Origin of the sequence: Hydrogenophaga sp. (assembly GCF_028698005.1) — a bacterium.
Classification (GTDB): Bacteria; Pseudomonadota; Gammaproteobacteria; order Burkholderiales; family Burkholderiaceae_C; genus Hydrogenophaga.
The window spans coordinates 1-12,309 of record NZ_JAQVEJ010000083.1; the positions used below are offsets into that span (position 1 = coordinate 1).

The window sequence follows — 12,309 nt, forward strand, 5'->3', positions numbered from 1 at the left end:
CTTCTCGCGGGCGTTGGCATCGGTGATGGTCTCGGAGTCGACGTGGTCGATTTTCACCCGGACATGGTTTTGCATGCCGCCGTGCTTGAGGGCCTCGTTGACCGACTTGTAGGCGTCGGAGAGATCGACGTATTTGCCGACCATGGCAATGCGGACCTCGCCCTGCGGGTGCTCGAACTCGTGCACCAGCGCATCCCAGCGCCTGAGGTTCGCCGGCGGCGTGTTCAGTCGCAGCTTGTCGCAGATCAGACCATCCAGGCCCTGCTCGTGCAGCATGCGCGGCACCTTGTAGATGGTGTCCACGTCCCACATCGAGATCACGCCCCACTCGGGCACGTTGGTGAACAGCGAGATTTTTTCCTGTTCCTCCTGTGGCACGGCGTGCTGGGCACGGCACAGCAGAGCGTCGGGCTGGATGCCGATTTCGCGCAGCTTCTGCACCGTGTGCTGCGTGGGTTTGGTCTTGAGCTCACCGGCCGTGGCGATCCAGGGCAGGTAGGTCAGGTGCACGAAGGCGGCGTTGTTGGGCCCCAGCTTGAGCGAGAGCTGACGCACAGCCTCCAGAAACGGCAGCGACTCGATGTCGCCCACCGTGCCGCCGACCTCGCAAATGGCCACGTCCACCGCGTCGGGCGTGCCGATGCCGGCACCGCGCTTGATGAATTCCTGGATTTCGTTGGTGACGTGCGGGATGACCTGCACGGTCTTGCCCAGGTAGTCGCCACGGCGTTCCTTTTCCAGCACGGACTGGTAGATGCGGCCCGTGGTGAAGTTGTTGGCCTGCTTCATGCGCGTTTCGATGAAACGCTCGTAGTGGCCCAGGTCGAGGTCGGTCTCCGCACCGTCGTCGGTCACAAAGACCTCGCCGTGCTGGAAAGGAGACATGGTGCCCGGATCGACGTTGATGTACGGATCGAGCTTGATGAGGGTGACTTTGAGGCCGCGCGATTCAAGAATGGCGGCCAGCGACGCCGAGGCGATGCCCTTGCCCAGGGAGGACACCACACCGCCGGTGACGAACACGAATTTGGTCATGACTCGGGCGAGCCGATTGCTCGCAGGAGGTGGAAAGGTGGATTATAAAGTCCGCCCATCTCCACCGGGCCTGAAGGGCGCCCGCCGCAGGTGCTGCGCGCGGGTCGCACCCTCAATTTGCCAGCACGCGGAAGATGAACGTGCGCTCCAGCGAGCGTGTGCTGCCAGGCACGCGGGCCACGGCCGTGATGCGGAATTCCTGGGTACTTCCGGAGCTGTTGTCGTAGCAGGTGGGGTAGCCACGGCACTGCTGGTAGATCATGCCGGAATCCTTGTCGATCCTGAGGTTGACCAGCAGGGAGTTGTAGGCACTGCCATCGGCCATGATGGGCTCGATGGTCATGCTGTACTCGACGGTTGTCCCCTTGGGCGGCTCAACCGAGGTGTCGATGGCCCAGTGCGACAGGGTGTGATCGCCGGGCTTGCGCAACGGGTTCAGTGTGCCGTATGCCGGGCTGTCTTCAGGGATGAAAACGCCGCTGGCGTCAACCTTGTCCAGCGGGTGGTAGCTTTCGCTGTCCATGAACTGCACGTCGGCCAGCGCGCCGCCGCTGGGGACCGGGTCTTTGTCGTCGGAGTCACCGCCACCGCAGGCGGTGAGGGAAAGGGCCAGCAGGGCGGGCAGGGTCAGGCGAGTCAGGCGTCGGTGCATGAGGGCGGGGTTCCATTGTCGGTTGGACACGGCATTATGACCAATGTGGTCCCGGCTTCCTATCGGGCCTGCCCCCCGGTGGGACGCAAGCTGCTACATTGCGCGCATGAACGATCTGGCTGGCAAACATCTGGTACTGGGACTGTCGGGCGGCATTGCGTGCTACAAGGCGGCCGAGTTGTGCCGTGCCCTGGTCAAGGCGGGGGCGAGCGTGCAGGTGGTGATGACCGAGGCGGCGGCCCACTTCATCACCCCCACGACCATGCAGGCGCTGTCGGGGCGTGCCGTGTTTTGCTCGCAGTGGGACGAGCGCCCGGCGGGTGGCGTGGACAACAGCATGGCGCACATCAACCTCAGCCGCGAGGCCGATGCCATCGTGGTGGCGCCGGCCAGTGCCGACTTCATGGCCAAGCTGATCCATGGCCGTGCCGACGATCTGCTGTCACTGATGTGCCTGGCGCGGCCCCTGGACCGGGTGCCGCTGCTGCTGGCGCCGGCCATGAACCGCGAGATGTGGGCGCATCCGGCGACACAGCGCAATGTGGCGCAACTGCGCGCCGATGGCGCGGTGGTGCTGGAGGTGGGCGTGGGCGAGCAGGCCTGTGGCGAGATCGGCGATGGCCGCATGCTCGAGCCGGATGAGCTGCTGTACGACGTGTCGCGCCTTTTCAGGCCCAAGGTGCTGGCTGGCCAGCAGGTGGTGGTCAGTGCCGGGCCGACCTTCGAGGCGATCGATCCGGTGCGGGGGCTGACCAACCTGTCCAGCGGCAAGATGGGCTTCGCCATTGCACGGGCGGCCCACGAGGCCGGTGCCAGCGTGACGCTGGTGGCGGGCCCGGTGAGCCTGCCGACGCCGCGTGGCGTGGAGCGGATCAACGTCAGGTCGGCGCTGGACATGCAGCGGGCGCTGAACGCGCTGACGCAGACGGCGACGGTGTTCATTTCCGCGGCTGCGGTGGCCGACTGGCGGCCGGCCAGCACCACCGACGAGAAAATCAAGAAGGACGGCTCGGGCCGGGTGCCCATCCTCGAGTTCGTCGAGAACCCCGACATCCTGGCGGGCATCGCTGCCACGCCGCGCGCGCGTTCCGGGGCGCTGTATTGCGTGGGCTTCGCGGCCGAGAGCCACGACCTGCTGGCGCACGCCCAGGCCAAGCGCGCGCGCAAGGGTGTGCCGCTGCTGGTGGGCAACATCGGCCCCGACACGTTTGGCCAGGATGACAACGCCTTGCTGCTGGTGGACGCGCACGGCACGAGCGAGTTGACGCGCGCCACCAAGCTGCAGCTGGCGCGGCAGTTGGTGGGCGAGATCGCGCGCCGCCTGCCGGGTGCCGCGGCCGGCTGACGCAGGACACGGGTGCTTGCCGGAGTCTCCGGAAGCGGCTTATCATCCGTAAATGCTTATTTACGGATAAATAAGCGCTTGGGCTTGATCCACTTGAGGGCACCGACATGCTGCAGCCGACCGACCGTTCCACTTCCCGCACCGCCTTCGATGTGCGCCGCCGCCGATGGCTGGGCTGGATGGCCGGTGGCGGGCTGGCGCTGGCGGGCCTGGCCGCGGTGCCTGAGGCGCGCGTTTTTGCTCAGCAGGTGCAGGACTTCATCGAGGGGCCGCCGATGCCGGACATCGCCCCGCGCCAGCTTTCACCCCACGTCTGGATGATCTACGCCAAGGACGGTTTCCCGAACCAGGAGAACCAGGGGATGATGGCCAACATTGTGTTTGTGGTGACGTCCAAGGGTGTCGTGGTGCTCGACTCGGGAGCCTCGCTGCAGATCGGCCAGATGGCGATCCGGATGATCGGCCGGGTGACGCCGCTGCCGGTGGTCGCGGTGTTCAACAGCCACTACCACGGCGACCATTGGCTGGGCAACCATGCGTTCGTCGAGGCCTATGGGCAGGATCTGCCGATCTATGCGCTGGCGCACACGCGCGAGCAGATCGCCGGTCATGAGGGCAACCTGTGGCGCAGCCTGATGGAGCGCTGGACCAACCAGGCCACCCTGGGTACCCGGGTGGTGGCGCCCAATCAGACGGTCACCCATGGCCAGACGCTGACATTTGGCGACGTGACCTTGCGCATGCACCACTACGGGCGTGCGCACACCCCGTCCGACCTGTGCGTGCAGGTGGTGCAGGACGGTGTGACCTATGTGGGCGACATCGCGATGGAAAACCGCATCGCCAACATCGACGACGGGTCCTACCCGGGCACGTTCAAGTACTACGAGGCCTTGCAGCAGGCGGCCGGCGGTCAGTTGTGGGTGCCCGGGCACGGGCATGCGCGCAAGGACCTGCTGGACACCTATGGGAGTTTCCTGAGCGGCATCTGGGAGGCGTGCGTGCAGGCGGTCCGGGACGGGGTGCCGCTGGAGGGGGCCAAGGCCCTGGTGCTCAAGGAGCCGCGTGTGGCGGCACGGGCGGCAACGATGGATGGCTTTGACAGCAACATCGGCAAGTACACGAGCCTGGCCTACCTCGAAGCCGAGAAGGAAGCGTTTTAAAGGACCCACCCCCCGTGGCGCGCCTTCGGCGCTTTGACGGGGAGCGCACCCTGCGGCCCGGCGGAGCCGGTTCCTCGGGTGTCCTGGTTGGGCGAGCGTTGCTCGCGGCGGGTTCTTGGGTACGATCCATTCTCGACGAATGAATCACCAACCCGCAAAAAGCACATGAGCGAACCGAACGCGACGGCCAGCGACAGGGCCAGCCCCAAGGATCTGCCTTCGGTTGACCGCCTGCTGCGCGATCCGGCGGTGCAGCTTCTGGTGGCCGAGCACGGCCACACCTGCGTCGCACGTGAAGTGCGTGCATTGGCTGATGAGCTGCGGGCGCGGGCCTTGCGCGGTGAGCTGGCACAGGGCGAGGTGACGCCACCGGCACTGGCCGATGCCGTGCAGCGCCGGGTCGCGGGGCGCATGGCACCGCGCATGCGCGCGGTGCTCAACCTGACGGGCACGGTCATCCACACCAACCTGGGCCGGGCGCTGCTGGCCGATGGCGCCTTGCGCCATCTGCTGGCCATGATGGCGGGACCGAACAACCTTGAGTACGACCTGGACAGCGGCGGGCGCGGTGACCGCGACACGATCGTCGAGGAACTGCTGACCACGATCACCGGCGCCGAGGCTGCCACGGTGGTCAACAACAACGCTGCCGCGGTGCTGCTGACGATCGCCGCGCTGGCGCGGGGCCGGGAGGTGATCGTCTCGCGCGGCGAGCTGGTGGAGATCGGCGGCGCTTTCCGCATGCCCGACGTGATGGCCAGTGCAGGTGCGCAGATGGTCGAGGTCGGCACGACCAACCGCACGCATCCGCACGATTACGAACGTGCCATCAACGAGCGCACCGCGCTGCTGATGAAGGTGCACACGAGCAACTATGCGGTGCAGGGTTTCACCTCGGCGGTGAGCGAGGCGGACCTGTGTGCGATCGCTCATGCGCGTGGCCTGCCGGTGGCGACCGACCTGGGCAGTGGTGCGCTGGTTGACCTGGCCCAGTGGGGCCTGCCGCACGAACCGATGCCACAGGAGATGCTGGCCGCGGGCTGTGACGTGGTGAGCTTCAGTGGCGACAAGCTGCTCGGCGGGCCGCAGGCCGGGCTGATCGTGGGCTCGCGCGAGGCGGTGGGGCGTATCCGCAAGTTCCCGATGAAGCGCGCCTTGCGCATGAGCAAGCTGCCGCTGGCGGCGCTGGAAGCGACGCTGATGCTCTACCTGCGCCCGGAGCGGCTCACGGACGACTTGCCCACGCTGCGCATGCTGACCCGTCCGCAGGACGAGGTGCGCCGCCAGGCGCAGGCGCTGCTGCCGGCCGTGGCGGCTGCCGTGGCACCGCGCTACCAGGTGACGGCGATCGACATGATGGGCCAGATCGGCTCGGGCTCGCTGCCGGTGGAGCGCCTGCGCTCGGCGGGGCTGGCTGTGGCACCGGTATCGTCCAGGGGTGTGGGGCGGGCGCTGGACGAGCTGGCCACGGCCTTGCGCCGCCTGCCAGTGCCGGTGATCGGCCGGGTCTCGGAAGACCGGTTGCTGCTCGACCTGCGCTGTCTGGCGCGCGATGAGGACCTGATGGGCCAAATGCCGGCGCTGCAGGCGGCGCTGGCCTGAGACCGGTTACCGGAGGACGGGATGATCATCGGGACCGCAGGCCACATCGACCATGGCAAGACGACGCTGGTGGCCGCGCTGACCGGCGTGAACACCGACCGGCTGCCCGAGGAAAGGCGGCGCGGCGTGAGCATCGAGCTCGGCTACGCCTTCATGGACGGGCCACAGGGGCTGCGCATCGGCTTCATCGATGTGCCGGGTCACGAGCGCCTCGTGCACACCATGGTCTCCGGGGCCACCGGCATGGACATGGCCATGTTGCTGGTGGCGGCGGACGACGGTGTCATGCCGCAGACCCGCGAGCACCTGGCCGTGCTGTCGCTGCTGGGCATCCGGCACGGGCTGGTGGTGGTGACCAAATGCGACCGTGCCGACGAGGCACGGGTGGCGGCCGTGGCCGCCGAGGTGCGCGGGCTGATGGCGGACAGCACGCTGGCGGGGGCCGACGTGCGGTGCGTGTCCGCGCACACGGGGCAGGGCATCGATGCCCTGCGCGAGCACCTGTGGCAGGCCGCGGCCCGGCTGGGGCCGCACCGGCGTGTGGGTGATGCCTTCCGTCTGGCGGTGGATCGCAGCTTCACGCTATCGGGCATCGGGACCGTGGTGACGGGTACCGTGCATGCCGGCCATGTCCGCGTGGGGGATGAACTGGTGTGCGTGCCGGGTGGCCGCCGGATGCGGGTGCGCAGCCTTCATGCCCAGAACCGCGAAGTGACGCAGGCGCTGGCTGGCGAGCGCTGTGCGCTGGGGCTGGCCGGGGTGGAGCGAGAAGACATCTGGCGTGGCCAATGGCTGGCGGATCCGGCAGTGGCGCTGGAGACCGAACGGCTCGACGCACGGTTGACCCTGTGGCCGGGCGAATCGCACGCGCTGCGTTCGGGGACGCAGGTGCATGTCCACCTGGGGGCCGAGGATGTCCTCGCTTCGGTCGCGGTGCTGGAGCCGCAGGTGATCGAGCCCGGCGGCAGCGGAATGGTGCAGCTGGTGCTCAGGCGCCCCATGGGCGCCTGGCATGGCGACCGGCTGATCGTGCGGGACGCGTCGGCCTCCCGAACCCTGGCGGGCGCGACGGTGCTGGATCCGTTCGCGCCGACCCGTTACCGCCGCACCGCTGCCCGCCTGGCCATGTTGCGTGCATTGGAGGCCACCCAACCGGAGCAGCGGCTGGCCGACGCGCTGGCGAGTTCGCCGCAAGGCATCGATCTGCGGCGCTGGCAGGCCGCCCAGGGGCTGCTCGCGCTGCCTTCCGGGGACCATTTGCCGGACGTGTTGCGCGCCACCGAGGCCCAGGCCGACATGCTGCTCTCGGCGGCGGAGGCGGCGAATGCCGAAGCGCGGGTGCTGCAGATGCTGGCGGCGTTTCACGAGCGTCATCCGGACGAGCTCGGGCCGGATGCGGGGCGCCTGCGACGCCTGGCCTTGCCCCGTCTGCCCGAACCCTTGTGGCGCGCCCTGCTGGCGCGCGTGCGCGAACAGGGCAAGGTGTTGCTCAAGGGCGCGCTGGTGCACCTGCCCGAGCATGGCGTGCGTTTGTCCGAAACCGAGCAGCGCATCGCCCAGAAGGTGGCTCCGGCGCTGACCGGGGCGCGCTACGAAGGGGCCTGGGTGCGCGATCTGGCCCGTGCGGCGGCTGAACCCGACGCGCTGGTGCGCGCGACGCTCTCGCGCCTGGGCCAGCGCGGTGATTTGCATCAGGTGGTCAGGGACCTGTTCTACCCGCCGGCCACGATGGCCGAGCTGGCCACTCTGTGCCGCGCGGTGGCCGAGGCCCACGAGGGTGCGGTGCGGGCGGCCGACTACCGCGATGCCACCGGGCTGGGGCGCAAGCGCGCGATCCAGATCCTGGAGTATTTCGACCGGGTGGGGTTGCTGCGGCGTGTGGGCGATACGCACCATCTGCGGCGGGACTGCCAACTGTTCATGGAGGCAGGGTTATGATGCTGCGCACCGTGCCAGCACATGGAAGGGAAACGATCCTGGTGGGTCGGCCGGGCTTCAAACCCGGTGGGTGGCGCCATGCGCCGCCGGGTGGGTTCGACTCCCATTCTCTTCCGCCGTGGTCTTATGAACACTCCCCTGCGCCGCTGATGCGGCCTCTCCTCTCTCTTGCGCGGCGGCGCCGCTTGGAGAGGGGACGGCACCAGCGGCCTGGCAAAGCCTGTTCCGCGGTGCCCCTGGATGGGAGCACGGTGCTCTTTGCGGGGTGGTTTCATGCATAAAGGCTTGGACGCGCTGAGTTTTCTGCTGGGGCGGTGCTCGGTCGGTCCCAAGTACCTCGAAGCGCCGGCGCCCGATGACGGGGCCTTGTGCGTCATGACCGAGGCGGCGTTGCGTGCGCCGGACCATGGTGGTCTGGTGCCGTTCCGGTTCGCGCTGATCCGCGAGGAGGCCGCGCGGCAGCGGCTGGCGGATTTGTACGGCCAGGCAGCGCTGGCCGCCGGCAAGGATGCCGAGGCGGTCGAGCTGGACCGCCTGCGGGCGCTTGAGCCGCCGCTGCTGGTGGCGGTGATCGCGCGCATCGACGAGGCGCACCCGGTGGTTCCGGCGCACGAGCAGTGGATGGCCGTGGGTGGTGCGGTGGCCAATTTCCTCAATGCGGCCCACATGCTGGGTTATGGGGGCAAGATGCTCTCGGGTGCCAAGGCACAGGCACCGGAAGTGGCGGCGGCTTTCTGCGCCCCGGGGGAGACGCTGGTGGGCTGGATGGTGCTGGGCACACCACGCAAGCGCATGAACCCCAAGCCCGGCAAGCCCGATGCCGGCGACGTGCTGCGGCCATGGGCACCCTGACCGCGTGAGACGCCAGGCCACTACCGCATCATGGCCACGCCCTTGATCTGGGCGTAGAGGCGGCAGTCCGGCGCAATGCCCAGCCGCTCGCAGGACAGCCGCGTGATGCGCGAGAGCAGGCGCGTGCCGGCATCGGCAGGCCCCAGGTGCAGGCTGACCAGCACCTGGCCGGGCACGTCGTCGGTGACGGCAACCACCCGCGCGGGCAGGGCGTTGAGGATGCTGGACTGGGCGGGGGGCTGCAGCGAGAGGCTGACGTCGCGTGCCTGGATGCGCACCCTCATCCGCGTGCCCGTGGCCGGTGGGGTGCCAAGGGCGTGAGGCGCCAACAGGGTGCCGCCATCGAAGTGCAGTTGGCACAGGCTGGGGTCGTCGAACGGCGCCCCGACCACGGCCTCGACCAGTGCGGCGGCCTGGTCGCCCTGGGCCAGCGGCAGGTCGGACCGGGCCATCAGCGCGGCCACCGGGCCCTGTGCGCGGACCCGGCCCTGCTCGAGTACCACCAGGTGGTCGGCCAGCCGGGCGACTTCATCGATCGAGTGGGTGACGTACACGACAGGGATGTCCAGCCGCGCGTGCATCTGTTCCAGCCAGGGCAGGATTTCGGTCTTGCGCGCCGCGTCCAGCCCGGCCAGGGGCTCGTCCATCAGCAGCACATGCGGGCTGGCGGCCAGGGCGCGGGCGATGGCCACACGCTGGCGCTCTCCGCCCGAGAGCTCGTGCGGCCGCCGCGCCAGCAGGTGCCGGATGCCCAGCAGGTCCAGGCCGTGGTCCCAGCCGTGGCGGCGTTCGCCGGCCGGTGTGCGGTCGTGGCCGAAGCGCAGGTTGCCTGCCACCGTGAGGTGGTCGAACAGACTGGCTTCCTGGAACACGACGCCCACGGCGCGTCGGTGCACCGGCAGGAAGACGCCCTGCCGGCTGTCCTGCCAGACCCGGTCGCCGATGGCGACCCGGGCGCGGGCCTGACGTTCCAGGCCGGCCAGCACGCGCAGACAGGTGGTCTTGCCACAGCCTGAGTGGCCGAACAGCGCGGTGATGCCGCGTCCGGGCAGCACCAGATCGACGTCGAGCGTGAAGCCCTGGCGCGTCAGGTGGGCCTGGAACTGCAGCGGGCCGCTCATGCGCGGGCGCGCCGCGCGGTGCGGGCGTTGTGGATCTGCAGCAGCATCAGCACGGAAAAGGCAAAGACGAGCATGACGGCGGCCAGACGGTGCGCGTCGGCGTATTCGAGCGCTTCCACGTGGTCGTAGATCTGCACCGACACCACGCGCGTGACGCCGGGGATGTTGCCGCCGACCATCAGCACCACGCCGAATTCGCCGACCGTGTGGGCGAAGCTCATGATGCAACCGGTGATCAGGCCGGGCCGGCACAGCGGCAGCACGACGCGAAAGAAGCTGTCCAGCGGCGAGGCGCGCAGTGTGGCTGCGACTTCCAGCGGACGGCTGCCCAGGGCCTGCATGGCATTGAGGATGGGCTGCACCATGAAGGGCAGCGAGTAGAACACCGAGGCCACGACCAGGCCTTCGAAGGTGAAGGGCAGGGTGGGCAGGCCGATGGCCTGCATCCATTGCCCGATGGGGCCCATGGGGCCGAGGATGACCAGCAGGTAAAAGCCCAGCACCGACGGTGGCAGCACCAGCGGCAGGGTGACCAGCGCACCGACCGGCCGTGTGAGCCACGAGCGCGAGCGCGTCAGCCACCAGGCCAGCGGCGTGCCCAGCACCAGCAGGATCAGCGTGGTCAGGGCAGCGACCTTGAGCGTCAGCCAGATGGCCTGGAGGTTGTCGGGCGAGAGGAACACACGAAGAGGACGATGAACCGCGGAAGCCGCGTCAGCGGTGCGTGGGGGTGTTCTCAAAGATCATAGCCGTAGGAGCGGATCAGATCCTTGATGTTCGGGCTTTGCAACAGCTTCATCAGCGCGATGGCGGCTTCGTTCCGTTCGCCGCGCTTGAGGATGATGGCGTCCTGGCGGATGGCGTCGTAGTGCGCTTGCGGGATGACCCACATGGAGCCTTCCCTGAGCCTGCCCTCGCTGAGTACCTGCGACATGGCGACGAAGCCGATGTCGGCGTTGCCGGTCTTCACGAAGTGGTAGGTCTGGCCGATGCTCTCGCCCTGCACCAGCCTGGGCTTGAGCACTTCGGCCACGCCCAGCCTGTCCATCACCTGTACGGCCGCGGCGCCGTACGGGGCGGTCTTGGGGTTGGCAAGGGCCACCTTGCGGATCTGCGGTGATGTCAGGGCCTTGCCCTTGTTGTCCACTTTGGCGGGGTCGACCGACCACAGCACCAGCTTGCCCCTGGCATAGGTGAAGCGGGTGTCGGGCGCGGCCAGGCCTTCCTTGTCGAGCAGGGCGGGGCGCTCGCCGTCGGCGGCCAGGAACACGTCAAAAGGCGCGCCGTTCCGGATCTGGGTGTAGAAGGCACCGGTCGCGCCCAGCGATACGCTGATGGTGTGGCCGGTGGTTTTTTCCAGCACGGCGGCGATGGCCTTGATCGGCTCGGCGAAGTTCGCGGCCACCGCGACCTGTGCCTCGGCGGCCCAGGCGGCCGGGCCTGCCACAGCGAAGATCAGGGCGGGGATGAGACGACGATGGGTGTGCATGGGGTCTGTGCTCGGCGGCGCGTCGCCATTCGCTATTCATAAATGGAATAGCGAGTCTAGCAAAGCGCCGCGACGATGACCAGTGCCGCTCTCATCGGCATCTCGCATGGAACAATGGCGCATGGTGAACAACGAGAACCTTTCCCGGGGTGACTGGCAGCAGGCGCTGGGGCTGGCGGCGGGTGACAAACGCCTGGATGTCCTGCGCCGTATCGGTGCATCCGGATCGATTTCACAGGCGGCGCGCGATGCCGGCATCAGCTACAAGGCGGCCTGGCAGGCCATCGACACGCTCAGCAGCCTCAGCGGCGTGGCACTGGTCGAGCGGACTGTGGGCGGTAGCGGCGGCGGTGGTGCCCGGTTGACGGCAGAGGGCGAGCGCCTGCTGCATCTGGCCGACGCGTTGGCGCTGGCGCGGGCCGAGGTGCTGGCGCGCTTTGCCGGCACGGGCGAGGCGTTGGCGCCGGCGCGGCACGGCCTGGGCTTGCGGACCTCGATGCGCAACCAGATGCCGTGCCGGGTGGCCGAGGTGAGGTCGGTCGGTCAGGGTGGACCCGTGGTGTGGGTGACGCTGCGGGCCGAGGGTGGCCAGTCCCTGGTGTCGGTGATCACGTGCGACAGTGCCGACCTGCTGGGCTTGGCGCCGGGCATGTCTGTGCTGGTGCTGTGCAAGGCGGCGGCGGTCCGTGTCACGGCCGCGGCACCCGAGCCACGGCAGGGTGTCAGCACCCTGGCGGGCCGGGTCTGGCGGGTGGCGCGCGGGCGCGAGGTCGACGAGGTGACGCTGGCGCTACCGGGCGGCGTGTTCTGGGTCGGCTTGGCCGAGCGACCGTTTGGTCGCCGCAAGGGGCAAACGGCCCACGCCACGATGGCGGGCAGCGCCATGGTCATTGCCCTGAGTGACTGAAGGGGTGCGCCCGGGCGCATGCGGGCGGGCCGCGGCCGGCGTCATGCCGGACGACGCCCCAGCTTGCGGTACACCGTTGCCCGGCTGATGCCCAGCGCACGCGCGGCTTCCATCACGTTGCCGCGTGCGTCATCGACCGCCTGGCGGATCAGCGCCGTCTCCATGTCCTTGAGTGGCACGCTGTGCGCGGCCATGCCGGTCGCCT

Annotated in this window: 12 protein-coding genes and 1 tRNA gene; 7 read left to right on the top strand and 6 right to left on the bottom strand. The window is 68.7% G+C overall.

Features of this window, described 5'->3' with window-relative positions; genetic code table 11:
• Window positions 1-1,035 (bottom strand): CTP synthase (locus PHQ87_RS09600; RefSeq protein ID WP_300233393.1); only part of this gene is annotated, 1,035 nt, incomplete at its 3' end.
• A gap of 112 nt (window positions 1,036-1,147) precedes the next feature.
• Window positions 1,148-1,687: a hypothetical protein gene (locus tag PHQ87_RS09605; protein ID WP_300233394.1), complete on the bottom strand. Its 540-nt coding sequence runs from the start codon at window positions 1,685-1,687 to the stop codon at window positions 1,148-1,150.
• Window positions 1,688-1,793: 106 nt separating this feature from the next.
• Between PHQ87_RS09605 and coaBC the strand changes: the two genes are divergently transcribed.
• From coaBC to PHQ87_RS09635, 6 genes are all read left to right on the top strand, one after another.
• Entirely contained in the window at window positions 1,794-3,032 is a 1,239-nt protein-coding gene (coaBC, locus tag PHQ87_RS09610; protein ID WP_300233396.1) for a bifunctional phosphopantothenoylcysteine decarboxylase/phosphopantothenate--cysteine ligase CoaBC, read from the top strand.
• 107 nt (window positions 3,033-3,139) lie between these two features.
• Complete coding sequence (locus PHQ87_RS09615) at window positions 3,140-4,195, top strand: MBL fold metallo-hydrolase (protein WP_300233398.1); 1,056 nt, start codon at window positions 3,140-3,142, stop codon at window positions 4,193-4,195.
• Window positions 4,196-4,360: 165 nt separating this feature from the next.
• Window positions 4,361-5,797, top strand: a complete 1,437-nt coding sequence (gene selA, locus PHQ87_RS09620) for an L-seryl-tRNA(Sec) selenium transferase (RefSeq protein WP_300233400.1) — start codon at window positions 4,361-4,363, stop codon at window positions 5,795-5,797.
• Between the two features lie 21 nt (window positions 5,798-5,818).
• Window positions 5,819-7,735, top strand: coding sequence for a selenocysteine-specific translation elongation factor (gene selB, locus PHQ87_RS09625; protein ID WP_300233402.1), 1,917 nt, complete (start codon window positions 5,819-5,821; stop codon window positions 7,733-7,735).
• 23 nt (window positions 7,736-7,758) lie between these two features.
• A tRNA-Sec gene (locus PHQ87_RS09630) sits at window positions 7,759-7,851 on the top strand.
• A gap of 157 nt (window positions 7,852-8,008) precedes the next feature.
• Window positions 8,009-8,587 (top strand): nitroreductase, encoded by a 579-nt coding sequence (locus tag PHQ87_RS09635; RefSeq protein WP_300233404.1) that lies wholly within the window; start codon window positions 8,009-8,011, stop codon window positions 8,585-8,587.
• Window positions 8,588-8,607: 20 nt separating this feature from the next.
• Here PHQ87_RS09635 and modC read toward each other — a convergent pair whose 3' ends face one another.
• Genes modC through modA form a run of 3 tightly spaced genes read right to left on the bottom strand, consistent with a single transcriptional unit; the run spans window position 8,608 to window position 11,197 of the window.
• Complete coding sequence (gene modC / locus PHQ87_RS09640) at window positions 8,608-9,708, bottom strand: molybdenum ABC transporter ATP-binding protein (RefSeq protein WP_300233406.1); 1,101 nt, start codon at window positions 9,706-9,708, stop codon at window positions 8,608-8,610.
• Window positions 9,705-10,391, bottom strand: coding sequence for a molybdate ABC transporter permease subunit (gene modB / locus PHQ87_RS09645; protein WP_300233408.1), 687 nt, complete (start codon window positions 10,389-10,391; stop codon window positions 9,705-9,707). The genes modC and modB overlap by 4 nt, the downstream gene beginning before the upstream one ends.
• 53 nt (window positions 10,392-10,444) lie before the next feature.
• Window positions 10,445-11,197, bottom strand: a complete 753-nt coding sequence (gene modA, locus PHQ87_RS09650) for a molybdate ABC transporter substrate-binding protein (protein WP_300233410.1) — start codon at window positions 11,195-11,197, stop codon at window positions 10,445-10,447.
• Window positions 11,198-11,318: 121 nt separating this feature from the next.
• Between modA and PHQ87_RS09655 the strand changes: the two genes are divergently transcribed.
• Window positions 11,319-12,104, top strand: a complete 786-nt coding sequence (locus tag PHQ87_RS09655; protein WP_300233411.1) for a TOBE domain-containing protein — start codon at window positions 11,319-11,321, stop codon at window positions 12,102-12,104.
• A 41-nt stretch (window positions 12,105-12,145) separates the two neighbouring features.
• Here the strand turns inward: PHQ87_RS09655 and PHQ87_RS09660 are convergent.
• A partial coding sequence (locus PHQ87_RS09660; RefSeq protein WP_300233413.1) for a helix-turn-helix domain-containing protein occupies window positions 12,146-12,309 on the bottom strand: 164 nt, incomplete at its 5' end.